Below are 22,468 nucleotides of genomic sequence, written 5' to 3'. Positions count from 1 at the left end.
CATCGGCGGGAGTGCCTGCCGGCCTCGACGGCCCGCCCGCCGGAACGGCTGCACCACCGCCTCCCGCCGCGGGCGTAGGCTGGGGTTTTGTGCCCGACGGCGGCCGGCGAACCGCCGGAGAAGTTGAACCTGCGCGCACCGCCCCGGGGTTACCCGCTACGATCACCAGAATCTCCGACTGCCCGGGGACCACAGCCCTAAAAGAGGTGCACACCATTGGCAATGTTTGACGCAATCCGCTGGACGACGCGTGGTCTGGTCACGTCCACCTGCCGGCCCACCGTGATCGGACTCGAGAATGTGCCCAAGTCCGGCCCCTTCATCGTTGCGCCGAACCACCTCTCCTTCCTGGACAGCGTGATCGTCCAGGCCCTGATGCCGCGCCCCGTCGCGTTCTTCGCCAAGGCCGAGTACTTCACCACCGGCGGCGCCAAGGGCAAGCTGATGAAGTCCTTCTTCGAGGCCGTCGGATCCATTCCGGTCGAACGCGGCGAACAGGCCGCCAGCGTGCAGGCCTTGAAGACGCTGCTGGACATCCTTGACTCCGGCAAGGGCGTCGGGATCTACCCCGAAGGCACCCGCTCCCGCGACGGTATCCTCTACCGCGGCCGCACCGGCGTCGGCTGGCTGGCCCTCACCACCGGGGCCCCGGTCATCCCGGTGGGCCTCATCGGCACAGAAAACCTGCAGCCGGCGGACAGCAACAAGGTCAGGCCGCAGCACTTCACCATGAAGGTGGGGGAGCCGCTCTACTTCGACAAGACCGGCCCGGACCACTCTCTGCCCGCACGGCGCCAGGTCACGGACCGGATCATGGACGCGATCGCCGAACTCAGCGGCCAGGAACGGGCCACCACCTACAACCAGAGCAAAAGCGTCGACTAGGCGCGCTTCCCGGCGGAACGCACGGTTCGCGGCACACGCCGCCGGGGAGCGCCGTCGGGCGCGGACCCGGCCGGCTTAGTAGAATAGACCAGTGGCGAATCCAGCTAGTTACCGGCCCCAGACGGGGGAGATCCCGACCAACCCGGGTGTCTACCGTTTCCGCGACCCGCACGGCCGGGTCATTTACGTCGGCAAGGCCAAGAACCTCCGTTCCCGGCTGAACTCCTACTTCGCCAACCCCGCAGGCCTGCTGCCCAAGACCTATGCCATGGTGCACACTGCCAGCAGCGTGGAATGGACCGTAGTCGGCAGCGAACTGGAGTCCCTGCAGCTCGAATACACCTGGATCAAGGAATTCAAACCGCGGTTCAACGTGATGTTCCGCGACGACAAGTCCTACCCCTACCTCGCCGTCACGATGGCGGAGAAGTTCCCGCGTGTGCAGGTCCTGCGCGGCGAGCGGCGGAAGGGGACCCGCTACTTCGGGCCCTACACGGCGGGGGCGATCCGCGACACCATGGACACTCTGCTGCGCGTCTTCCCGGTCCGCAGCTGCAGCCCCGGCGTCCTTAAGCGCGCCCAGGCCAGCGGCCGGCCCTGCCTGCTGGGGTACATCGACAAGTGCGCCGCGCCATGCGTCGGCCGGATCTCCGCCGAGGACCACCGGGCCCTCGCAGAGGACTTCTGCGCCTTTATGGGCGGGGAGGCCAAACGCTTCGTCTCCCGCCTGGAGAAGGACATGGCCGCCGCCGTCGCCGAGCTGGACTACGAACGCGCGGGCCGGGTCCGCGACGACATCATCGCGCTGAAAAAGGTCTTCGAACGCAACGCTGTGGTCCTCGCCGAGGACACCGACGCCGACATCTTCGCGCTGCACGAGGACGAACTCGAGGCAGCGGTCCAGGTGTTCCACGTCCGCGGCGGCCGGATCCGCGGCCAGCGCGGCTGGGTGGTCGAAAAAGTCGAGGACTCCACCACACCGGACCTCGTCGAACACCTCCTCCAGCAGGTCTACGGCGAGGAAGGCGAAAGCCAGGGCCGGATGCCCCGCGAAGTGCTGGTCCCCGCGGAACCGAGCAACGCCGCCGAACTCGCCCAGTGGCTCAGCGGCCTGCGCGGAGCCCGGGTGGACATCCGGGTCCCGCAGCGCGGCGACAAGGCCACGCTGCTCTCCACTGTCCGGGACAACGCCGAGCACGCCCTCAAACTGCACAAGTCCCGGCGCGCCGGCGACCTCACCATGCGGTCCCAGGCCCTCCAGGAACTGCAGGAAGCCCTGGACCTGCCCGTGGCGCTGCTGCGGATCGAATGTTTCGACATCTCCCACATCCAGGGCACCAACGTGGTGGGGTCCATGGTGGTGGTCGAAGACGGCCTGCCGAAGAAGTCCGACTACCGGAAGTTCTCGGTCACCGGCGCCGCGGCCAACGACGACACCGCGGCCATGCACGACGTCCTCACCCGCCGCTTCCGGAACTACCTGCAGGAACAGGCGGAGAAGGCCGAGCCCGGCTCCGGCCCGCTCGCCGCCGCCCAGGCCGCCGCGGTGGCCGACACACCGCTGGAGGACACCACCACCCCGGCTCCCAAGGCCAAGTTCGCCTACCCGCCCAACCTCGTCGTCGTCGACGGCGGCAAGCCCCAGGTCAACGCCGCCGCCAAGGCCCTCGCCGAGCTCGGCGTCGAGGACGTCTACGTGGTGGGGCTGGCTAAAAGGCTCGAGGAGGTCTGGCTGCCAGACAGTGACTTCCCCGTCATCCTGCCTCGCGCCTCGGCGGGTCTTTACCTCCTCCAGCGCATCCGTGATGAGGCGCACCGCTTCGCGATCTCCTTCCACCGGCAAAAGCGTGGCAAGGCCATGACCGTGTCCGCGCTGGACGGGGTCCCCGGGCTCGGGGACTCGAAGCGCAAGGCCCTCCTGAACCAGTTCGGCTCGGTCAAAAGCATCAAGGCCGCCAGCGTCGAGGAGCTCACGGCCGCCAAGGGAATCGGACCGGCCCTCGCCGGGGCGATCGTCCGGCATTTCTCTGCCGCGGAGGACGCCGGTGAACCGGCGGCGCCCGCCATCAACATGACAACCGGCGAAATCCTCGAAACTTAGCTAGCCCCGGCATTCTTAGCTAGGGTTAGGAGCTGAGGTACGGGCCGCGGCCGGCAGGCGACTGCCACGTGCGCCGGCCTCATGGCAGAGCAGACAGCAGAGATGGAGCACGACTGATGGCAGAGTCAACGGCGGGATCCGGCACCGAGACGGACGGCTTAACCCCCGTCAAACCGATCGAGGCCGAGCTGCTGGTGGTCACCGGAATGTCTGGAGCCGGCCGCAGTACCGCCTCGGATGCCCTCGAGGACCACGGCTGGTACGTGGTGGACAACCTCCCGCCGCAGATGCTTGGAACCCTCGCGGAGCTTGTCTCGCACGCGCCCGGCTCCATCTCGAAGCTCGCCGTTGTGGTGGATGTCCGCAGCAAGGACCTCTTCGCCGACATCCGCACCGCCCTGCGCAACCTGGAAACCAGCGGCATCACCTTCCGGGTGCTGTTCCTGGACGCCAGCGACGACGTCCTGGTGCGCCGGTTCGAACAGGGCCGGCGCCCGCACCCGCTGCAGGGCGGCGGCCGGATCCTCGACGGCATCGCCGCCGAACGCGACCTCCTGCACGAGCTTCGTGAATCCTCGGACATCGTCCTGGACACCTCCACGCTCAACGTCCACGGCCTCGCCACCGCCATCACCGAACTCTTCAGCGAGACCGGCCCGGTGGCGCTGCGCCTGAACGTGATGAGCTTCGGCTTCAAGTACGGGCTGCCGGTGGACGCCAACTTCGTCGCCGACGCCCGCTTCATCCCGAACCCGCACTGGGTTCCGCAGCTGCGCCCGCACACCGGCCTGGACAAGGACGTCAGCGACTACGTGCTCGAGGCCGAGGGGGTCGGCAACTTCGTGGAACGCTACGTCCTGGCCCTCGAACCCGTCCTGGACGGCTACCGCCGCGAAAACAAGCACTACGCCACCATCGCCGTCGGCTGCACCGGCGGCAAGCACCGCTCCGTGGCCGTGGCCGTGGAACTCTCCCGCCGGCTCGCGCAGTACCCCCGTGTCACGGTCACCACCACCCACCGGGATCTGGGCCGCGAGTAATGGCGCTACTGACCGGGCCACTGCCCCTGGTGCCGGCCGCCAGCGCGGCCTCCGCCGGCCAGCAGGACAAAGGACCCTCCGTCGTCGCCCTCGGCGGCGGTCACGGACTGTCGGCCTCCCTGTCGGCGCTGCGCCTGCTGACCTCCGAGCTGACCGCCATCGTGACGGTGGCGGACGACGGCGGTTCCTCCGGACGGCTGCGCGAGGAGTACGGCGTCCTGCCCCCGGGGGATCTGCGGATGGCGCTCTCCGCTCTGTGCGACGACACGGACTGGGGCCGGACGTGGCGCGACGTGATGCAGCACCGCTTCAAGCCCGGCAAGGGCTCCGGCGGCTCCCTCGACGAACACGCCATGGGCAACCTGCTGATCGTCACCCTCTGGGAATTGCTGGGCGACGCCGTCGTCGGCCTCCAGTGGGCCGGGGCGCTCCTCGGTGCCCGGGGCCAGGTGCTGCCGATGTCCACCACGCCGCTGACCATCGAGGGCGAAGCCCGGGTGGAACTCCCGGACGGCAGCACCGGGCTGCAGACCGTCCGCGGGCAGGCCAAATGCGCCGTCGCCGGGTCGCTGGAAGCGGTCCGGCTGCTGCCCGACTCGGCCCCGGCCTGCGTGGAGGCGCTGACGGCGATCGAACTCGCCGACTGGGTGGTCCTGGGCCCCGGGTCCTGGTACACCTCGGTGCTGCCGCACTTGCTGCTGCCCGAGATGCGGGATGCGCTGTGCAAGACCGAGGCCCGGCGCTGCCTCACCATGAATCTCGCCACGGACACCAAGGAAACCCACGGGATGTCCGCCGCCGACCACCTGCGGGTGCTGCGGGACTACGCGCCGGAATTCACGGTCGACGTCGTCCTGGCCGACCCTGCGTCGGTGCCTGACCTCCCGGACTTCCAGCAGGCCGCCGGGATGCTCGGCGCCGAGGTGGTCTTGGGTAAAGTAAGGGCGTCGAGCCGCCGGCCGATCCACGACCCCCTGCGCCTGGCAACGGCGTACCACGACATTTTCGGGAACAGGTAGGAAAGGTGCCATGGCACTGACAGCATCAGTCAAGGAAGAACTTTCCCGGCTGGACATCAAGAAATCCTCGGTCCGCAAGGCTGAAGTGTCCGCCATGCTCCGCTTCGCGGGCGGGCTGCACATCATCTCCGGCCGGATCGTGATCGAAGCCGAGGTGGACCTCGCCTCGACCGCCCGCCGGCTGCGTGCCGCGATCGCCGAGGTCTACGGCCACCAGAGCGAGATCATTGTGGTCTCCGGCGGCGGCTTGCGCCGCGGCAGCCGTTACGTGGTGCGTGTGGTCCGCGACGGCGAGGCCCTCGCCCGCCAGACCGGCCTGCTCGACGCCCGCGGCCGGCCCGTCCGCGGCCTGCCCTCCGTGGTGGTGAACGGTTCGGCGGCGGACGCCGAGGCCGTCTGGCGCGGTGCGTTCCTGGCCCATGGTTCACTCACCGAGCCCGGGCGGTCCTCCGCGATGGAGGTCACCTGCCCCGGACCCGAATCCGCCCTCGCCCTCGTCGGCGCGGCCCGCCGCCTGGGCATCCAGGCCAAGGCCCGTGAAGTCAGGGGAGTGGACCGCGTCGTCATCCGCGACGGCGACACCATCGCGGCGCTGCTGACCCGGATGGGCGCCCACGACGCGCTGATGGTCTGGGAGGAACGCCGGATGCGCAAGGAAGTCCGTGCCACGGCCAACCGGCTGGCCAACTTCGACGACGCCAACCTGCGCCGCTCGGCGCAGGCCGCCGTGGCCGCCGGCGCACGGGTTGACCGGGCGCTGGAAATCCTCGGCGACGACGTCCCCGACCACCTCAAGTACGCCGGCGAACTGCGCGTGGCGCACAAACAGGCGAGCCTCGACGAGCTTGGCCGGCTGGCCGATCCGGTGATGACCAAAGACGCCATCGCCGGCCGGATCCGCCGGCTCCTGGCCATGGCCGACAAACGCGCCCAGGACCTCGGCATCCCCGGGACCGAGGCGAACGTTACGCCGGAAATGCTCGACGAGTAGCCCCGGCCGGCAAACAGGGACAGAATCGGATACGGCGGCCGGGAATACCCAGGGGGACCCGGAGGCTATGCCCACTGGATCCGCATCCATAGATTTCCGGATGTCCAACCATCCGGATGCACAATCCGAGAGTTAGCAAAACCGGACGAACCCGTCCACGACATTGGAGGATTTTGTGACCGAGTACGTACTTCCCGAACTTGACTACGATTACGCCGCGCTGGAGCCCCACATCTCCGCGAAGATCATGGAGCTGCACCACAGCAAGCACCACGCCGCTTACGTGACGGGCGCCAACAACGCTCTGAAGCAGCTGGCGGAGGCCCGCGAGAAGGGCGATTTCGCCAACATCAACCGCCTCTCGAAGGACCTCGCGTTCCACACCGGCGGCCACATCAACCACTCCGTGTTCTGGAAGAACCTCTCCCCGGACGGCGGCGACAAGCCTGAGGGTGAGCTGGCCGCCGCGATCGACGACGCCTTCGGCTCCTTCGACGCCTTCCGCGCCCAGTTCACCGCTGCGGCCATGGGCCTGCAGGGCTCCGGCTGGGGTTTCCTCGCCTACGAACCGATCGGCGGCAACCTCGTCATCGAGCAGCTCTACGACCAGCAGGGCAACGTGGCGCTGGGCACCACCCCGCTGCTGATGCTGGACATGTGGGAGCACGCCTTCTACCTGGACTACGTCAACGTCAAGGCCGACTACGTCAAGGCGTTCTGGAACATCGTGAACTGGGCCGACGTCGCCAAGCGTTTCGACGCCGCGCGCACCAACGCCACCGGCCTGATCACCCTTTAAGGGTGGCCGCAGCCGAAACCGGGCTGTAACAAAGCTCACATTTCGTGCCGTTCGGCCCGAATCGTGGACCGCCCGCCCCTGCAGTTGCGGGGGCGGGCACACTTAAACGTAAGATGGATCACGGAAGGCGGTTAGCCTTCAGCAACGTGGCTGGTCGCCCTCCGATCTGGTAATCATCTCTGCCCAATGGCGTGCGGGATCTGTTAGTTGGCTTGAACGCCTACTCAACTAGTCGTGCTTGATAGAGCACCAAGGAGACTGAAAACGTGACGACACGTATTGGTATCAACGGCTTTGGCCGCATCGGCCGCAACTACTTCCGCGCCGCACTGGCCCAGGGCGCAGACCTCGAGATCGTTGCAGTCAACGACCTCACCAGCCCGGAGGCCCTCGCCCACCTCTTCAAGTACGACTCCGTCGGCGGCCGCCTGGCCGAAAGCATCGAGGTCAAGGACGGGAACATCGTCGTCGACGGCAAGACCGTGAAGGTCCTCGCCGAGCGCGACCCCGCCAAGCTGCCGTGGGGCGAGCTGGGCGTGGACATCGTCATCGAGTCCACCGGCTTCTTCACCAAGGCCGCCGACGCGCAGAAGCACATCGACGCCGGCGCCAAGAAGGTCCTGATCTCCGCCCCCGCCTCGGACGAGGACATCACGATCGTGATGGGCGTCAACGACGGCCTCTACGACCCGGCCGCGCACAACATCATCTCCAACGCCTCCTGCACCACCAACTGCCTCGGCCCGCTGGCCAAGGTGGTCAACGACGCCTTCGGCATCGAACGCGGCCTGATGACCACCGTCCACGCCTACACCGCGGACCAGAACCTCCAGGACGGCCCGCACAAGGACCTCCGCCGCGCCCGCGCCGCCGCCATCAACATGGTCCCCACCTCCACCGGTGCCGCCAAGGCAATCGGCCTGGTCCTCCCGGAACTGAAGGGCAAGCTGGACGGCTACGCCATCCGCGTCCCCGTCCCCACCGGCTCCGCCACCGACCTCACCGTCACCGTTTCCCGCGAGACCACCGTCGAGGAAGTCAACGCCGCCCTCAAGGCCGCCTCCGAGACCGAGGAACTCAAGGGCCTGCTCACCTACACGGACGAGCCCATCGTCTCCTCCGACATCGTCGGGGACCCGGCGTCGTCCATCTTCGACTCCGGCCTGACCAAGGTCATTGGCAACCAGGTCAAGGTTGTTTCCTGGTATGACAACGAGTGGGGCTACTCCAACCGCCTCGTCGACCTCACGGAGCTCGTCGCTTCCAAGCTGGGCTAGGGTAAGACTCATGACATTCCACACCCTCAACGAACTGATCGCTGATGGTGTCCGCGGGCGGTACGTTCTGGTCAGAAGTGACTTGAACGTGCCGCTCGACGGCTCTGCAGTCACTGACGACGGCCGCATCAAGGCCTCCCTGCCAGTGCTTTCACAGCTTACGGACGCCGGTGCCCGCGTACTCGTCACCGCCCACCTGGGCCGCCCGAAGGGCGCGCCCGAGGAAAAGTACTCGCTCAAGCCCGCCGTAGCGCGCCTCGCCGAGTTGGCGACCTTCAAGGTCACCCTTGCCGGCGACACCGTGGGCGACGCGGCCAGGGACGCGGCCGCCGCCCTCCAGGACGGCGAAGCCCTCGTCCTTGAAAACGTGCGCTTCGACGCCCGCGAGACCTCCAAGGACGACGCCGAACGCGGCGCCTTCGCGGACGAGCTCGTTGCCCTCACCGGCGACAACGGGGCCTTCGTGGATGACGCCTTCGGGGCCGTGCACCGCAAGCACGCCAGCGTATACGACGTCGCCACCCGGCTGCCGTCCTACCAGGGCGATCTGGTCCGCACGGAAGTTGAGGTGCTGCGCAAGCTCACCACCGACACCCAGCGGCCCTACGTCGTGGTGCTCGGCGGCTCCAAGGTCTCGGACAAGCTCGCCGTGATCGATAACCTGATCGGCAAAGCTGACACGATCCTGGTGGGCGGCGGCATGCTGTTCACCTTCCTCGCCGCGGCCGGACACAAAGTCGCCGGCAGCCTGCTCGAAGAGGACCAGATCCCCGTAGTGCAGGACTACCTCAAGCGGGCAGCGGATGCCGGCACCGAATTCGTCGTCCCTACCGATGTTGTGGTGGCCGCTAAGTTCGCCGCCGACGCCGCGCACGAAACGGTGCCGGCCGACGCGATCGAGTCCAGCAGCTTCGGCACCGCCGGCATCGGCCTCGACATCGGACCCGACTCGGCAGCCGCCTTCGCGGAACGCATCAAGGGCGCCAAGACCGTGTTCTGGAACGGGCCCATGGGCGTCTTCGAATTCCCCGCGTTCGCCGCGGGCACCCGGGCCGTTGCCCAGGCGCTCACGGAAACCGGTGGCTTCACGGTGGTGGGTGGTGGCGATTCCGCCGCCGCCGTCCGTACCCTCGGCTTCGCCGATAACCAGTTCGGGCACATCTCGACCGGCGGCGGCGCCAGCCTGGAATACCTTGAAGGCAAGGAACTTCCCGGCCTGAGCGTCCTGGACCGCTAGAAACTCCAGCCGGCGGCGGGCCCGCACTGCGGGCACGCCGCCGGCTCTTTCACTGCTACGACTCTTTTGGAGATCACGTGACAACGTCAACCAACGGCAAGTTCGACCGCAAGCCCTTCATCGCCGGCAACTGGAAGATGAACATGGACCACGTCCAGGGCATCACCCTCCTGCAGAAGCTGGCCTGGACCCTGTCCGACGCCAAGCACGACTACAGCCGGGTGGAGGTCGCCGTCTTCCCCCCGTTCACCGATCTCCGCGGCGTACAGACCCTGGTCCAGGGCGACGAACTCGACGTCGTCTACGGCGGGCAGGATCTGTCCCAGTTCGACTCCGGCGCCTACACCGGAGACATCTCCGGCCAGTTCCTCGCCAAGCTCGGCTGCGGCTACGTCCTGGTCGGCCACAGCGAACGCCGCACCATCCACCAGGAGTCCGACGAGCTCCTCAACGCAAAGACCAAGGCCGCCTTCCGTCACGGAATCACACCCGTCCTGTGCGTCGGGGAGGGCCTGGAGGTCCGCCAGGCCGGCACCCACGTTGACCACACGCTCGCGCAGCTGCGCGCCGGCGTCGAGGGCCTCACGGCCGAGCAGGCCGCGGAACTCGTCGTCGCCTACGAACCCGTCTGGGCCATCGGCACCGGCGAAGTCGCCGGCCCCGAAGACGCCCAGGAAATGTGCGCCGCTATCCGCGCCGAGCTCGCCACCTTGTTCGGGGCGGACGTGGCGGCCAAGACGCGGCTCCTCTACGGCGGCTCGGTCAAGGCGAATAACGCCGCGTCCATCCTGAAGGAACGCGACGTGGACGGATTGCTGGTGGGCGGTGCCAGCCTGGATGCGGCCGAGTTTGCTAATATTGTCAGGTTCGAGAGTCACCTGGTGACGGATTAGTCCGGACGCAGTTGTGGCCCCCGCAATCCCCATCTTCTGAAAGGCCGTCGTGGACGTTCTTCATGTCATTCTCCAGGTGCTGCTGGGCATCACCAGCCTCCTGCTGACCCTGCTCATCCTGCTCCACAAGGGCCGCGGCGGCGGTCTGTCCGACATGTTCGGCGGCGGCATGAGCTCCGGCCTGAGCTCATCGGGCGTGGCTGAGCGGAACCTGAACCGCTTCACGATCATCCTCGGTGTCACGTGGGGCGTCGTTATTATCGCCCTCGGCCTGCTGATGCGCTTCAGCACCGGCGCCGTCTCTTAATACGCCACTTTCCATAACTTCATAAGGGGCCTTGAGGCCCTCCCGGCATCGGGAACTCCCGGATTACACTGTCGCTGGCAAGCACCATTCCACCAGCCACGTAGCTAGGAGTTCCCGATGCTGCATTCTGCTTCCGGATTCAGGGGCATCCGCGTTGGTGCTGTCGCCGGAGCCCCGGCCCGCCACGAACCCCTCGACGGCGGTGGCGCCAGACAACCCCGGATCGGTGTGACCTACACGTGCGCCAAGGGCCACGAAACCACGCTGGTGTTCGCGAAGATCCCCGAGGACCAGATCCCGGGCGTGTGGGACTGCCGGCGCTGCGGTGCTGCGGCCACGCGGGACGAGTCCCGGTTCGCGCTGGAAGACGAAGCCGTCGAGGGGTTCAAGAGCCACCTCGAATACGTTAAAGAGCGGCGCTCCAGCCAGGACGCCGAAGACGTGCTGGCCGGAGCGCTCGAAAGGCTACGCGCCCGACGCGCCCTTCCGGACGAGCTGCTCGGGGACGCGTGAGGCCGCGTCCTCGTCGATCAGCCACAGCGTCTGGAACCGGCCACGAGGCCCTGCCGCGGGTACCTGGACCGGATTGGCGCCGGCCAGGGCCAGGCCCACAGCACCGGCCTTGTCGTCACCTGCCACCACCATCCACACCTCGCTGGCCGTGTTGATCGTCGGCAGCGTGAGGGACAGGCGGGCCGGCGGCGGCTTGGGGGAGTTGCGGACGCCGACGACGGTCAGCTCCTTCTCCCGGATGCCGGCCTGCTCGGGGAAGAGCGAGGCCACATGGGCGTCCGGGCCCACACCCAGCAGCACAATATCCAGGCGCGGCAGGCTGCCCGGTTCCTCCGGCCGGTCATCGGACATGTCGGCGGAGTGTTCCGCCGCGGCAGCCTCGGCGAGCCGCCGGGCGTAGTCGGCGGCAGCCTCCTCGGGGGTCCCGAAGTCATCCGAGGATCCGGGGATGTGGATGCGGGCAGGGTCGACGTCGATATGGGAGAGCAGCGCCTCCTGGGCCTGGCGGGCGTTGCGGTCGGCGTCGTCGGTGCCGACGAACCGCTCATCCCCCCACCAGAAGTTCACCTTGGCCCAGTCCACCGCACGGGCGGCCGGTGACTCGGCGACTGCCTTGAGGGAGCCGATGCCCATTGTTCCTCCGGTAAGCACCACCGTTGCCTCGCCGTGCTTGTCCTGGATGTCCACAAGCTTGGTGATCAGGCGCGCCGCGATGGCCGCCATCAGGACAGCCGAGTCTGGATGGATGCTTACTCTCGGGTCAGCGCTCACTGGGACGGACACTCCTTAGGTTGGTACGGGGCAGTCCAATAGTAATCACTTCGCCGAAGACTTCGTCGGGGTCCAGACGCCGCAGCTCCTCGGCCAGGCAGTCTTTCAGGCTGCGGCGGGGGAGCGAGATCCGTTGCGCTGGCTGGCCCGGCTGGGTCAGTTCGGCCACGGTCAGGCCGGGACGGTACAGCTGCACATCGCCGCCGGTGCGGGTCAGCCGCACCCGCCGGATGCCGGTGCCGGCCGGGTCCGCCACGATGGTCACCGGAGCGTCCAGCGCGAGCGTCAGCCACGCCGCCAGCAGCATGGTGCTGGGGGAGTCGGAGGCGCCTTCGACGGCCACCGCGGTGACCGGAGAGGCATCCACCTGGTCCAGGACTGCGGCCAGCTGGATCCGCCAGTTGGTCAGGCGGGTCCAGGCGAGGTCGGTGTCGCCGGCCTTGTAGGTGCTCCGGAGGTTGTCCAGCGCCGCGAGGGGATCGGATTCGTTGGCCGAGTCGGTGATCCGGCGGTGCGCGATCCGGCCGATGGAGGTTTCGCAGGCATTCCGCGGGGCGCCGTGCGGCCACCAGGCCACGATCGGTGCATCCGGGAGCAGGAGGGCGGCCACCAGGGATTCGCTCTCCTCCGCGAGTTCGCCGTAGCCGCGGAGCAGGATTACCTCGGACGCGCCGGCGTCGCCGCCCACGCGGATCTGGGCGTCCAGCCGGGTAGGTGCCTCGGCGCCGGCGTCGGCCAGGACGATGATCCGGCAGGGGTGCTCCCGGCTGGCCTCGTTGGCGGCCTCGATGGCTTCCTCTTCGAGCCCGGACTTGGTCACCACCACCAGGGTGAGGACGCGGCCCAGGGCGATCACGCCGCCCTGTTCGCGCAGGGCCATGATCTTTTTGGAGATCTTGGAGGTTGTTGTGTCGGGGAGATCTACGATCATGGCCTTCTCCAGGTCCGTCCGTCGCGGGCGAGCAGTTCATCGGCGGAGCCGGGACCCCAGCTTCCCGGGGCGTACGGCTCGGGCTGTTCCTTGAGCCCGGCCCAGTAATCCTCGAACGGGTCAAGGATCTTCCAGGACAGTTCGACTTCCTGATGCCGGGGGAACAGGGGCGGTTCGCCGAGCAGGACGTCCAGGATGAGCCGCTCGTAGGCCTCGGGGCTGGATTCGGTGAACGAATGGCCGTAGCCGAAGTCCATCGTGACGTCGCGGACTTCCATCTGCGTGCCCGGCACCTTGGAACCGAAGCGGATGGTGGCGCCTTCGTCGGGCTGGACCCGGATCACGACGGCGTTCTGGCCGAAGTCGTCCTCGCCGTGGTCGCGGAAGAGCAGGTTGGGGGCGCGCTTGAAAACGACGGCGATTTCCGTGACCCTGCGGCCGAGCCGCTTACCGGCCCGAAGGTAGAACGGCACGCCGCTCCAGCGCCGGGTGTTGATGTCCACCCGGATCGCGGCGAACGTCTCGGTTTTGGAGTCGGCGGGAATGCCCTCCTCCTCGAGGTAGCCAAGAACCTCCTCGCCGCCCTGCCAGCCGCCGGTGAACTGCCCGCGGGCCGAGTGCGAGGACAGGTCTTCGGGCAGCCGCACCGCAGCCAGGACCTTTTCCTTCTCGGCCCGGAGGTCATCAGCGTTGAAGGAGATTGGTTCCTCCATGGCCGTCAGGGCCAGGAGCTGCAGCAGGTGGTTCTGGATGACGTCGCGGGCCGCGCCCACGCCGTCGTAGTAGCCTGCGCGGCCGCCCGTGCCGATGTCCTCCGCCATGGTGATCTGGACGTGGTCCACGTAGTTGGCGTTCCACAGGGGTTCGAACAGCTGGTTGGCGAAGCGCAGGGCCAGGATGTTCTGGACCGTCTCCTTGCCAAGGTAGTGGTCGATCCGGAAAACGGCGTCCGGCGGGAAGACCGATTCGACGATGTCATTGAGTTGGCGCGCGGACTCGAGGTCATGCCCGAAAGGCTTCTCGATCACCACGCGGCGCCACTTGTCGCCCTCGGCCTGGGCCAGCCCATGCTTGGAGAGCTGGCGGCAGACCAGTTCAAAGGCCTTCGGCGGGATGGACAGGTAGAACGCGTGGTTGCCCCGCGTGCCGCGCTGTTCGTCGAGTTCGTCGATTGTCTCGCTGAGGCGCTCGAAAGCGTCGTCGTCGTCGAACTCGCCCTCCACGAACCGGATGCCCTCGGAGAGCTGCTTCCACACCGTCTCGTCGAACGGCGTGCGTGCGTAGTTCTTGACCGATTCCTTCACCTCCGCGGCGAAGTCCTCGTTGTCCCACTGCCGGCGGGCGAAGCCGACCAGCGCGAAGCTGGGCGGAAGCAGCCCGCGGTTGGCGAGGTCGTAGACGGCCGGCATGAGTTTCTTGCGGGCGAGGTCACCGGTGACGCCGAAAAGCACCAGGGAGGACGGGCCGGCGATGCGGTTCAGTCGGCGGTCCCGCGGGTCCCGGAGCGGATTACGCCCCCGGCCCGCGGACTTAGCGCCGCCGTTTTGCGAGAGTGGCATGGTTGCTGAAGTGCCTTAGCTTTCGGTGGATGACGCCGGACGGGCGGCCGATGACGTGCCGGCCAGCGACGAGATGAGCTGCTGCAGTTGGCGGACGCCGGCAGCACGGTCCGTGAGGTGGAGCCGCAGGACGGGCCGGCCGTGTTCGCTGAGGACCTGCGCGTCGCCTGCCGCCTGGGCCGTGATCAGTTCACCAAACGTGAACGGCCGGTCCGGGATGGGAAGGTCCGTCGCCGCGGCCGCGGTGACCTGCAGGAAGACCCCGATCGCCGGTCCGCCCTTGTGGAACTGGCCGGTGGAGTGCAGGAAGCGCGGGCCCCAGCCGAAGGTGACGGGACGGCCGCTTACGGCGGCGAGCTCGTCCCGGATGCCTTCGAGGGGGGCGTAGCTGAGCCGGTCAAAGTAGGCCTGGACGCTCAGGTAGCCGTCCGCGCCAAGCTGGCCCAGGAGGGCCTTGACGGCGTCCGCCGCCGTCCCGGCGCCGCCCAGCCAGTCGCCGCCGCGGACCTCGATGGTTCCGTCGGTGAAGTTGGCGGGCGTGGGCTCCGGCTGGGCGTCCAGCAGCCCGCGGGCGGCCACCTTGGCGGCCTCGACGTCGGGCTGGTCGAAGGGGTTGATGCCGAGCAGACGGCCAGCGACGGCCGTGGCGAACTCCCACGTCATCATCTGCGCGGCCAGGCCGCCGGCAATGGCCGCCTCGTTGGCGCCGAGTTCGACGTCGGCGTCCGCGGCCACCAGCCGGATGGCCAGGACGTCAGCGGCGCCGCCGGTAACCTCGGGGGCGTTAGGGCCGGCGACTACCGGCAAGACGCCGGTGCCGAGCTTGCCAGTGGATTCGGCGATCAGCTGTTCGGCCCAGTCAGCGAATCCGGCAATCCCGGAGCCGTCCTCGGCGATGACCACCTTGTCGCGCAGCGGGTTGGTGCCGCCCAGTGCGGCGCCAAGGGCCAGGCCGATGTTCTCCGCGCTGTCATCGTTCAGGATCTCCGCCGTTTCTTCGGCCTCGTCAAGGAACGCCTGGATGTCGACACCGGCCAGCCCGCACGGCACCAGGCCGAAAGCGGTGAGCGCCGAGTAGCGGCCACCCACGTTGGGGTCGGCGTTGAACACGGCGCGGTAGCCGGCCTCGCGGGAGGCCTTGTCCAGGGGGGAACCGGGATCGGTGACAATGACGATGCGGCTCTTCGCGTCGAGTCCTGCCTCGGTGAAGGCGTGCTCGAAGACGCGCCGCTGCGAGTCCGTTTCCAGGGTGGAGCCTGACTTCGAGGACACCACGATGGCGGTTTCGGCCAGGCGGTCGGCGAGGGCGGCAGCGACCTGCTCGGGGTCGGTGCTGTCCAGGACCGTCAGCTCGACGCCGGCGGTTCCGGCAATGACCTCGGGGGCCAGGGAGGAACCGCCCATGCCACACAGGACAATCCGGCTCACGCCCTCGGCGCGGAACGCATCACGCAGGGCGAGGATGTCCGCGACGAGCGGCTGGGAGACCGAAGCGGCCTCCACCCAGCCCAGCCGGACCGCGGCCTCGGACTCGGCGTCCGGACCCCACAGGGTGGCGTCCTTGGCGAAGATCCGGGTGGCGACCCGGTCCTCAAGCAGGGCGGGCAGGTGCTGTTCGTGGGCCTGGCGGGCAGCGCCCGTGGCGTCGTAGCTGAGAGTGGTCATAGGAGGCTATGCGTCCTTCCGTGCAGCGGCGAGGGCGCCCTCGACGTCGGCCAGCAGTTCCTTCCAGCTTGCCACAAACTTGTCCAGGCCCTCGGTCTCGAGCAGGGCCACCACCTCGTTGTAGGAGATGCCGAGCGCGTCGAGGGAGTTCAGGGTGGCGTTGGCGTCGTTGTAACCGCGGGTCACGGTGTCGCCGGTGATGGCTCCGTGGTCGTAGGTGGCGTCGAGGGTCTTCTCGGGCATCGTGTTGACCACGCCGGGGGCGACCAGTTCCGTTACGTACAGGGTGTCCGGGTACGCCGGATCCTTGACGCCGGTGGAGGCCCACAGCGGACGCTGCGGGCGGGCACCGGCCTCGGCGAGCAGGGCCCAGCGTTCGGTGGAGAAGAGTTCCTCGTAGACCTGGTAGGCCAGCCGGGCGTTGGCCAGGCCGGCCTTGCCCTTGAGGGCCCGGGCTTCGTCGGTGCCGATGGCGTCGAGGCGCTTGTCGATTTCCGAGTCAACGCGGGAAACGAAGAAGGATGCCACCGAGTGGATCTTGGAGAGGTCGTGGCCGTTTTCCTTCGCCTGCTCCAGTCCACTCTGGAACGCGTTGATCACTGCGCGGTAGCGTTCGAGCGAGAAGATCAGGGTCACGTTAACGCTGATGCCGCTGGCCAGCGTGGCGGTGATCGCCTCAAGGCCCTCGACCGTGGCGGGGATCTTGATCAGGACGTTGTCCTTGTTGACCTGGCCGTGGAGTTTCTTGGCCTCGGTAATGGTCCCTGCGGTGTCCCACGCCAGGCGGGGGTCCACCTCGATGGAGACGCGGCCATCCACGCCCTGCGTTGCCGCGGCAACCGGTGCGAAGAGGTCGCAGGCGTCCGCGACGTCGGTGGTGGTGATCGAGAAGACGGTCTCTTCAACGCTGGCGCCCGCCGCGGCCAGTTCGCTGATGGTGGCGTCGTAATCGGTGCCGGCGGTGATGGCTGCGTGGAAGATGCTGGGGTTGGTGGTGACCCCAACGACGTTCTTCTCTTCGATCAGCTTGCGCAGGGTGCCGGTAGCCAGGCGGCCGCGGGAGAGGTCATCGAGCCAGATGGAGACGCCGGCATCGGAGAGCTGCTGGGTGGGGGTGGTGTTCATGTGTAACTCCTGAAGTCTGGGGCCGCCGCCGTCAGTGGGGCGGCGGCCCGGAAAGCGTGAAGTTGGGGTTTAGGCGTTGAGTCCGTGGAGGGATTCTTTGGCTGCGGTGGTGAGGGCTTCGGTGGTGATGCCGAATTCCTGGAAGAGGCGTTTGTAGTCCGCGGACGCGCCGAAGTGTTCGAGGCTGATGGAGCGGCCGGCGTCGCCGACAAACTCGCGCCAGCCCAGGGCCAGTCCGGCTTCCACGGAGACGCGTGCCTTCACAGCGGGGGGCAGCACGACGTCGCGGTAGGCCTGGTCCTGGCGGTGGAACCATTCGACGCAGGGCATGGACACGACCCGGGTGGGGATCCCTTCGGCCTGCAGGGCTTCGCGGGCGTTGACGGCGAGCTGGACCTCGGAGCCGGTGCCGATCAGGATGACCTGGGGTGTCACGGACCGGCCCTGGGTGGAGGCTTCGGCCAGGACATAGCCTCCGCGTGCGACTCCGGCGGTGGAGGCGAACGTGTCGCCGTCGGCCTCGCCGGTCCCGCGGGCGTAGGTGGGGATGTTCTGCCGGGTCAGGACGATCCCGGCGGGGTGGGCGTGGTTTTCGAGCATGGTCTTCCAGGCCGCGGCAACCTCGTTCGCGTCACCTGGCCGGACGACGTCCAGGCCCGGGATCGCGCGGAGCGCGGCGAGCTGTTCGACCGGCTGGTGGGTGGGGCCGTCCTCGCCGAGGCCGATCGAGTCGTGGGTCCAGACGTAGAGCGACGGGACCCCCATGAGGGCGCCGAGCCGGATCGCGGGGCGCTGGTAGTCCGAGAAGATCAGGAACGTGCCGGAGAACGCCCGGGTGGGGCCGGCCAGGGTGATGCCGTTCACGATCGAGGCGGCGGCGTGTTCGCGGATCCCGAAGTGCAGGACCCGGCCGTAGGGGTTGCCCTTCCACGCCTCGGTCTGCCGGGACGCGGGAATGAACGAGGGCGAGCCCTCGATGGTGGTGTTGTTCGACTCGGCGAGGTCGGCCGAGCCGCCCCAGAGTTCGGGCATGACCGGTCCGATCGCGTTCAGCACCTTCCCGGACGCGGCCCGGGTGGAGACGTCCTTCCCGGCCTCGAACACCGGCAGCGCCGCGTCGAAGCCCTCGGGCAGGGTGCGGGACTCGATGCGTTCGAGCAGGGCAGCGGACTCCGGGTAGGCGGCCTGCCAGGCGTCGAAGCCTTCCTGCCAGATCTTGCGCTCGGCGGCGCCGCGGTCCCGGGCCCCCCGGGTGTGGGCGAGGACGTCCTCCTCGACCTGGAACGATTTCTCCGGGTCGAACCCGAGGACCGTCTTCAGGCCGGCGACTTCCTCCGCGCCGAGGGCCGAGCCGTGGATCTTGCCGGTGTTCTGCTTCTTCGGTGCGGGCCAGCCGATGATGGTCCGCAGCGAAATGATCGAGGGCTTGTCCGTCTCGGCCTTCGCCGCGAGCAGGGCCGCGTGGAGTTCGGCGATGTCTTCCTTGTATTCACCCGTCCGGGTCCAGTCGACCCGCTGGGTGTGCCAGCCGTAGGCCTTGTAGCGGGCCAGGACGTCCTCGGTGAACGCCACGTCCGTGTCGTCCTCGATGGAGATGTGGTTCTCGTCGTAGATCACCACGAGGTTGCCCAGTTCCTGGTGCCCGGCGAGAGAGGACGCCTCGGACGTCACGCCTTCCTGCAGGTCCCCGTCGGAGGCGATGACCCAGACGGTGTGGTCGAACGGGGACTGCCCGGCGGGCGCCTCGGCGTCGAACAGCCCGCGCATCCGCCGCTGCGAGTAGGCGAACCCGACCGCGGAGGCCAGGCCCTGCCCGAGCGGGCCGGTGGTGATCTCCACCCCGGCGGTGTGCTTGTACTCCGGGTGCCCGGGGGTCAGCGACCCCCAGGTCCGCAGCGCCTCGAGGTCCTTCAGCTCCAGGCCGTAGCCGGAGAGGAACAGCTGGATATACAGCGTCAGGGAGGTGTGCCCGGGGGAGAGGACGAACCGGTCACGGCCCAGCCACTCCGGATCCGCCGGATCGTGCCGCATCAGTTTCTGGAAAAGCAGGTACGCCGCCGGGGCCAGGCTCATGGCCGTGCCAGGGTGGCCGTTCCCGACCTTCTCCACCGCATCCGCCGCCAGCACCCGGACAGTGTCCACGGCTCGGGCGTCGATGTCGGTCCATGACAGTTCTTGCTCTTCCAAATGTGGCACGTAAACCGGGCCCCTCTCTGTGCTGACGGCCGGTGGTACGGTTCTTCGCTTTGGGAAGGATTTCCCGCTGGAGCACAGGTCGGTGCCCGCTGCGGTTCGTACCAGCCGTTCACCATCGAAACGTTGATCTATCATTCAGTCGCATCCGCGGCGGCCCTAACGCCCCGAAAGGGCGGGCAGCCGAGCATGCTGATCTGTGTGACAGCTTATCCCCATTCCACCGGCCCAGCGGCGTACATCTCACGAATTGGACCGCTTTCCGGCTTATATGAATCACCGTGGAATACCGGGGCGGTGAACCCGCGTTAACATGCCCGAATTATGGCCGCCCGCGGCAGGGCCGGCGGCTCGTGCCGCCACGGTATGATGGGTGGTGGCTACCAACGGGGGCGAGGACATGCCTGTGCGCCGCGCGTGGACCCCCTCCGAATGCCGTGCGCCGGATCCAGGACGCACTGCGATGACCAGCCGGACTGAACAGCCAGACAGAACAGAGTGACTGCCACCGTGAGCACAACTGATACGCCACTGAACGCTTCCCGGGCCCCCGGCCGCATCGGCTTCGGCCGTAAAGCCAAGGCCTACCTGGCGCTCACAAAACCGCGGGTGATCGAACTCCTGTTGGTCAGTACGCTGCCCACCATGATTTACGCTGAACGCGGATTCCCGTCGCTGGGCCTGATCCTGGCAACCCTGGTCGGTGGGGCTTTCGCTGCCGGCAGTGCGGGGGCGTTCAACTGCTATATCGACCGGGACATCGACAAGCTGATGCACCGGACCGAGAACCGGCCCCTGGTCACCGGTGAAGTGACCCCGCGCGAAGCGCTGGTCTTCTCCTGGCTCCTCGGCGCGGCCGCGATCGTCATCCTCTGGTTCGGCGCCAACCCGCTGTCCGCCTGGCTGGGCCTGGGCGCCATCGTCTTCTACGTGGTCATCTACACGATGATCCTCAAGCGCCGGACCGCGCAGAACATCGTCTGGGGCGGCGCCGCCGGCTGCTTCCCCGTACTGATCGCCTGGGCCGCGGTGACCAACACCGTCGAGTGGCCCGCCGTCGTCCTCTTTATGGTCATCTTCCTCTGGACGCCCCCGCACTACTGGCCGCTGTCCATGCGCTACGGCGAGGACTACCGCAACGCCAACGTCCCGATGCTCGGCGCGATCGCCGGCGCCAAGGTGGTCTCCGTTCAGGTGGTGCTTTACGCCTGGGCGATGGTGGCCTGCTCGCTGCTCCTGATCCCGGTGGGCGGGGCCGGCTGGGTGTACACCGTTACCGCCGTCGCCGCGGGTGCCTGGTTCCTGTACGAGTCCCATGCGCTGTACAACCGGGCCCAGGGCGGGGACGTGTCCAACAAGGGAGCCATGAAGGTTTTCCACGGCTCGATCAGCTACCTCACGCTGCTGTTCATCGCGCTGGCCGTCGATCCGTTCATCGGATCGGCGATCGTCGGCGGCTAGTTCCCGCCGCCGGCATCCCCTGCCGGTTCCCGCCGGGCGCGCCGCGTCCGGCGCAGGTGCCAGACGATCAGCCCCAGCACGCCGAGGGTCACCACCACCGCGGTGATGTCACGGCCGGCCACTTTTGCGACGGCGTCGTAGGAGTTCCCGGCGAAGAAGCCCAGCAGCACGAACCCTGTACCCCAGACCACCCCGCCCGCTGCGTTGAAGGCCAGGAAGCGCGGGTAGTGCGTCCGCGAGGCTCCGGCCAGGGCGGGCATCACCGCCCGGAAGAACGCCACGAAGCGGCCCAGGAAGACGGCCGAACCGCCGCGCCGGCGCAAGAAGGCCTGCGCCTTGGCCAGGCCGCGCCGCCGCCGTTTCATCAGCCGGATATCCAGCAGCCGGGTCCCCACGTGCTTGCCGATTTCGTAGCCCACCGTGTCACCGGCGATGGCCGCGGCAACCACCACGGCCGCCATGCCCCACAGCGGCACCTCACCGCGGCTCGCGATGACGCCGCCGAGCACCGCGGCGGTCTCGCCCGGAATGACGAAGCCCACGAAGATGGCGTCCTCCGCGAACACCAGACCGGCCACGAGCGTGAACGCCAGCGCGGGGCTGATGTTCAGGATGCCCTCGATGATCGCGTTCACTACTGCCCTCTCCCTCGACAGAGTCAGGTTACCGGCCGACAACGCAACACGGGGCCACCCGACGCCGGAGAGGCGGCCAGTGACCCCGTGTGAGGGATTGCAGGAAGAGGCGGGTCAGCTCCGCGGGCTGTTCCGCGCGATGTCCGCCGCGTTGGTGGATGCGCTCATCAGCAGGGCAGCGCCGAGCATGTGGGCGCCGACCAGGAGTGCCGGGATGCCGTTGTAGTACTGCGTGAAGCCGATAACGGCCTGGAGTACGGTGACGCCGAGGAGCATCAGCACGGCGGCACGGAACGGGCCGGTGATGCGGCCGCGGACCACGAGGAACACGCCGACGAGGGCGCCGGCGGTCACGAGGTACGCGGGGACAGCGTGGATGTGCGAGAACAGGTCCCAGTCGAGGTTGTTGCGCGGGGCAGTGGCGTCGCCGGCGTGGGGTCCGGCGCCGGTCACCACAACACCGAGGCATACGGCCACGGCCGAGAACAGGGCGACGGCGGCCATCACGGGGCGCGCGGCGCCGGGGAGCGCCGGAAGCTCGCGGGCCAGGGCGCGGCCGGTCCTGCCGTAGGCCCGGTTGACCAGAAGGGTGGCCAGGACCACTAGTGCCATCGAGACCAGGAAGTGCAGGCCCACCACCCACGGGTTCAGCCCCGTCAGGACGGTGATTCCGCCAATTACGGCCTGGGCCGGGATGCTGGCGAGCAGTCCGAGGGCCAGCAGGAAGAGGTCCCGGCGTTCCTTGCGCAGGTTCCACAGGTAGACCAGCATCATGACGGCGACGGCGGCCAGCGCGAAAGTCAGCAGCCGGTTGCCGAATTCGATGACGCCGTGGATTCCCATTTCGGGGGTGTTCACGAGCGAGCCGTCGGTGCAGCGGGGCCACGTGGGGCAGCCCAGGCCTGAGGCCGTCAGCCGGACAGCCCCGCCGGTTACCACCAGGACCGTCTGGCCGATCAGGGACAGGACGGCCAGCCGGCGGATCGTTTTGTCGACGGTGACGGGCAGCCGGGAGGAAATCCGGGACACGATGCGGGAAGGGCGGGACGCCGTACTCACAGTTTTC

20 protein-coding genes are annotated in these 22,468 nt (G+C 68.1%); 12 read left to right on the top strand and 8 right to left on the bottom strand.

Annotation, left to right across the window (positions count from 1 at the left end):
- Positions 1-216 precede the first annotated feature (216 nt).
- The 11 genes from AC1DHY_RS07400 to AC1DHY_RS07350 all read left to right on the top strand — a co-directional run bounded on the left by AC1DHY_RS07400 (position 217) and on the right by AC1DHY_RS07350 (position 11,062).
- Positions 217-885, top strand: coding sequence for a lysophospholipid acyltransferase family protein (locus AC1DHY_RS07400; protein ID WP_476879187.1), 669 nt, complete (start codon positions 217-219; stop codon positions 883-885).
- A 91-nt stretch (positions 886-976) separates the two neighbouring features.
- Entirely contained in the window at positions 977-2,986 is a 2,010-nt protein-coding gene (gene uvrC, locus AC1DHY_RS07395) for an excinuclease ABC subunit UvrC (RefSeq protein ID WP_476903404.1), read from the top strand.
- Positions 2,987-3,102: 116 nt separating this feature from the next.
- Complete coding sequence (rapZ, locus tag AC1DHY_RS07390) at positions 3,103-4,026, top strand: RNase adapter RapZ (protein ID WP_476879185.1); 924 nt, start codon at positions 3,103-3,105, stop codon at positions 4,024-4,026.
- Positions 4,026-5,045, top strand: coding sequence for a gluconeogenesis factor YvcK family protein (locus tag AC1DHY_RS07385; protein WP_476879184.1), 1,020 nt, complete (start codon positions 4,026-4,028; stop codon positions 5,043-5,045). The genes rapZ and AC1DHY_RS07385 overlap by 1 nt, the downstream gene beginning before the upstream one ends.
- Positions 5,046-5,055: 10 nt before the next feature.
- Entirely contained in the window at positions 5,056-6,036 is a 981-nt protein-coding gene (whiA, locus tag AC1DHY_RS07380; protein WP_066438143.1) for a DNA-binding protein WhiA, read from the top strand.
- 175 nt (positions 6,037-6,211) lie between these two features.
- Positions 6,212-6,835, top strand: coding sequence for a superoxide dismutase (locus tag AC1DHY_RS07375; protein WP_476879183.1), 624 nt, complete (start codon positions 6,212-6,214; stop codon positions 6,833-6,835).
- 266 nt (positions 6,836-7,101) lie between these two features.
- Entirely contained in the window at positions 7,102-8,112 is a 1,011-nt protein-coding gene (gene gap, locus AC1DHY_RS07370; protein ID WP_476879182.1) for a type I glyceraldehyde-3-phosphate dehydrogenase, read from the top strand.
- A gap of 10 nt (positions 8,113-8,122) precedes the next feature.
- On the top strand, positions 8,123-9,349 hold the full coding sequence (locus tag AC1DHY_RS07365) for a phosphoglycerate kinase (RefSeq protein ID WP_476879181.1): 1,227 nt from the start codon (positions 8,123-8,125) through the stop codon (positions 9,347-9,349).
- Between the two features lie 77 nt (positions 9,350-9,426).
- Entirely contained in the window at positions 9,427-10,242 is an 816-nt protein-coding gene (gene tpiA / locus AC1DHY_RS07360) for a triose-phosphate isomerase (RefSeq protein ID WP_476879180.1), read from the top strand.
- Between the two features lie 49 nt (positions 10,243-10,291).
- Positions 10,292-10,549 (top strand): preprotein translocase subunit SecG, encoded by a 258-nt coding sequence (secG, locus tag AC1DHY_RS07355; protein ID WP_476879179.1) that lies wholly within the window; start codon positions 10,292-10,294, stop codon positions 10,547-10,549.
- A gap of 117 nt (positions 10,550-10,666) precedes the next feature.
- Positions 10,667-11,062 carry an RNA polymerase-binding protein RbpA gene (locus AC1DHY_RS07350; RefSeq protein WP_476879178.1) on the top strand — a complete coding sequence of 132 codons (396 nt, stop codon included), beginning with the start codon at positions 10,667-10,669 and terminating at the stop codon, positions 11,060-11,062.
- Here the strand turns inward: AC1DHY_RS07350 and pgl are convergent.
- The 6 genes from pgl to tkt all read right to left on the bottom strand — a co-directional run bounded on the left by pgl (position 11,015) and on the right by tkt (position 19,300).
- Positions 11,015-11,833: a 6-phosphogluconolactonase gene (pgl, locus tag AC1DHY_RS07345; protein WP_476903403.1), complete on the bottom strand. Its 819-nt coding sequence runs from the start codon at positions 11,831-11,833 to the stop codon at positions 11,015-11,017. The two genes, AC1DHY_RS07350 and pgl, sit on opposite strands and share 48 nt — an antisense overlap.
- Positions 11,823-12,764, bottom strand: coding sequence for a glucose-6-phosphate dehydrogenase assembly protein OpcA (locus AC1DHY_RS07340; protein WP_476878779.1), 942 nt, complete (start codon positions 12,762-12,764; stop codon positions 11,823-11,825). Before AC1DHY_RS07340 ends, pgl begins: the two co-directional genes overlap by 11 nt.
- Positions 12,761-14,323 (bottom strand): glucose-6-phosphate dehydrogenase, encoded by a 1,563-nt coding sequence (zwf, locus tag AC1DHY_RS07335; RefSeq protein WP_476878778.1) that lies wholly within the window; start codon positions 14,321-14,323, stop codon positions 12,761-12,763. The genes AC1DHY_RS07340 and zwf overlap by 4 nt, the downstream gene beginning before the upstream one ends.
- 15 nt (positions 14,324-14,338) lie before the next feature.
- Positions 14,339-15,988, bottom strand: a complete 1,650-nt coding sequence (locus AC1DHY_RS07330; RefSeq protein WP_476903402.1) for a glucose-6-phosphate isomerase — start codon at positions 15,986-15,988, stop codon at positions 14,339-14,341.
- 6 nt (positions 15,989-15,994) lie between these two features.
- Positions 15,995-17,113 (bottom strand): transaldolase, encoded by a 1,119-nt coding sequence (gene tal, locus AC1DHY_RS07325; RefSeq protein ID WP_476903401.1) that lies wholly within the window; start codon positions 17,111-17,113, stop codon positions 15,995-15,997.
- Between the two features lie 69 nt (positions 17,114-17,182).
- On the bottom strand, positions 17,183-19,300 hold the full coding sequence (tkt, locus tag AC1DHY_RS07320; protein ID WP_476903400.1) for a transketolase: 2,118 nt from the start codon (positions 19,298-19,300) through the stop codon (positions 17,183-17,185).
- Positions 19,301-19,804: 504 nt separating this feature from the next.
- Between tkt and AC1DHY_RS07315 the strand changes: the two genes are divergently transcribed.
- Positions 19,805-20,767 carry a heme o synthase gene (locus AC1DHY_RS07315; protein ID WP_476878775.1) on the top strand — a complete coding sequence of 321 codons (963 nt, stop codon included), beginning with the start codon at positions 19,805-19,807 and terminating at the stop codon, positions 20,765-20,767.
- Here AC1DHY_RS07315 and AC1DHY_RS07310 read toward each other — a convergent pair.
- A complete protein-coding gene (locus tag AC1DHY_RS07310) occupies positions 20,764-21,402 on the bottom strand; it encodes a DedA family protein (protein WP_476878774.1) in 639 nt (212 codons plus the stop codon). The genes AC1DHY_RS07315 and AC1DHY_RS07310 overlap by 4 nt on opposite strands.
- Before the next feature lie 114 nt (positions 21,403-21,516).
- A complete protein-coding gene (locus tag AC1DHY_RS07305) occupies positions 21,517-22,461 on the bottom strand; it encodes a COX15/CtaA family protein (protein WP_476903399.1) in 945 nt (314 codons plus the stop codon).
- Between the last annotated feature and the right edge of the window lie 7 nt (positions 22,462-22,468).

It is taken from the genome of Arthrobacter sp. 05L44, assembly GCF_056397605.1.
Note: the sequence above shows the minus strand (reverse complement) of the source record. Positions and strands in the feature narration are given on the sequence as shown.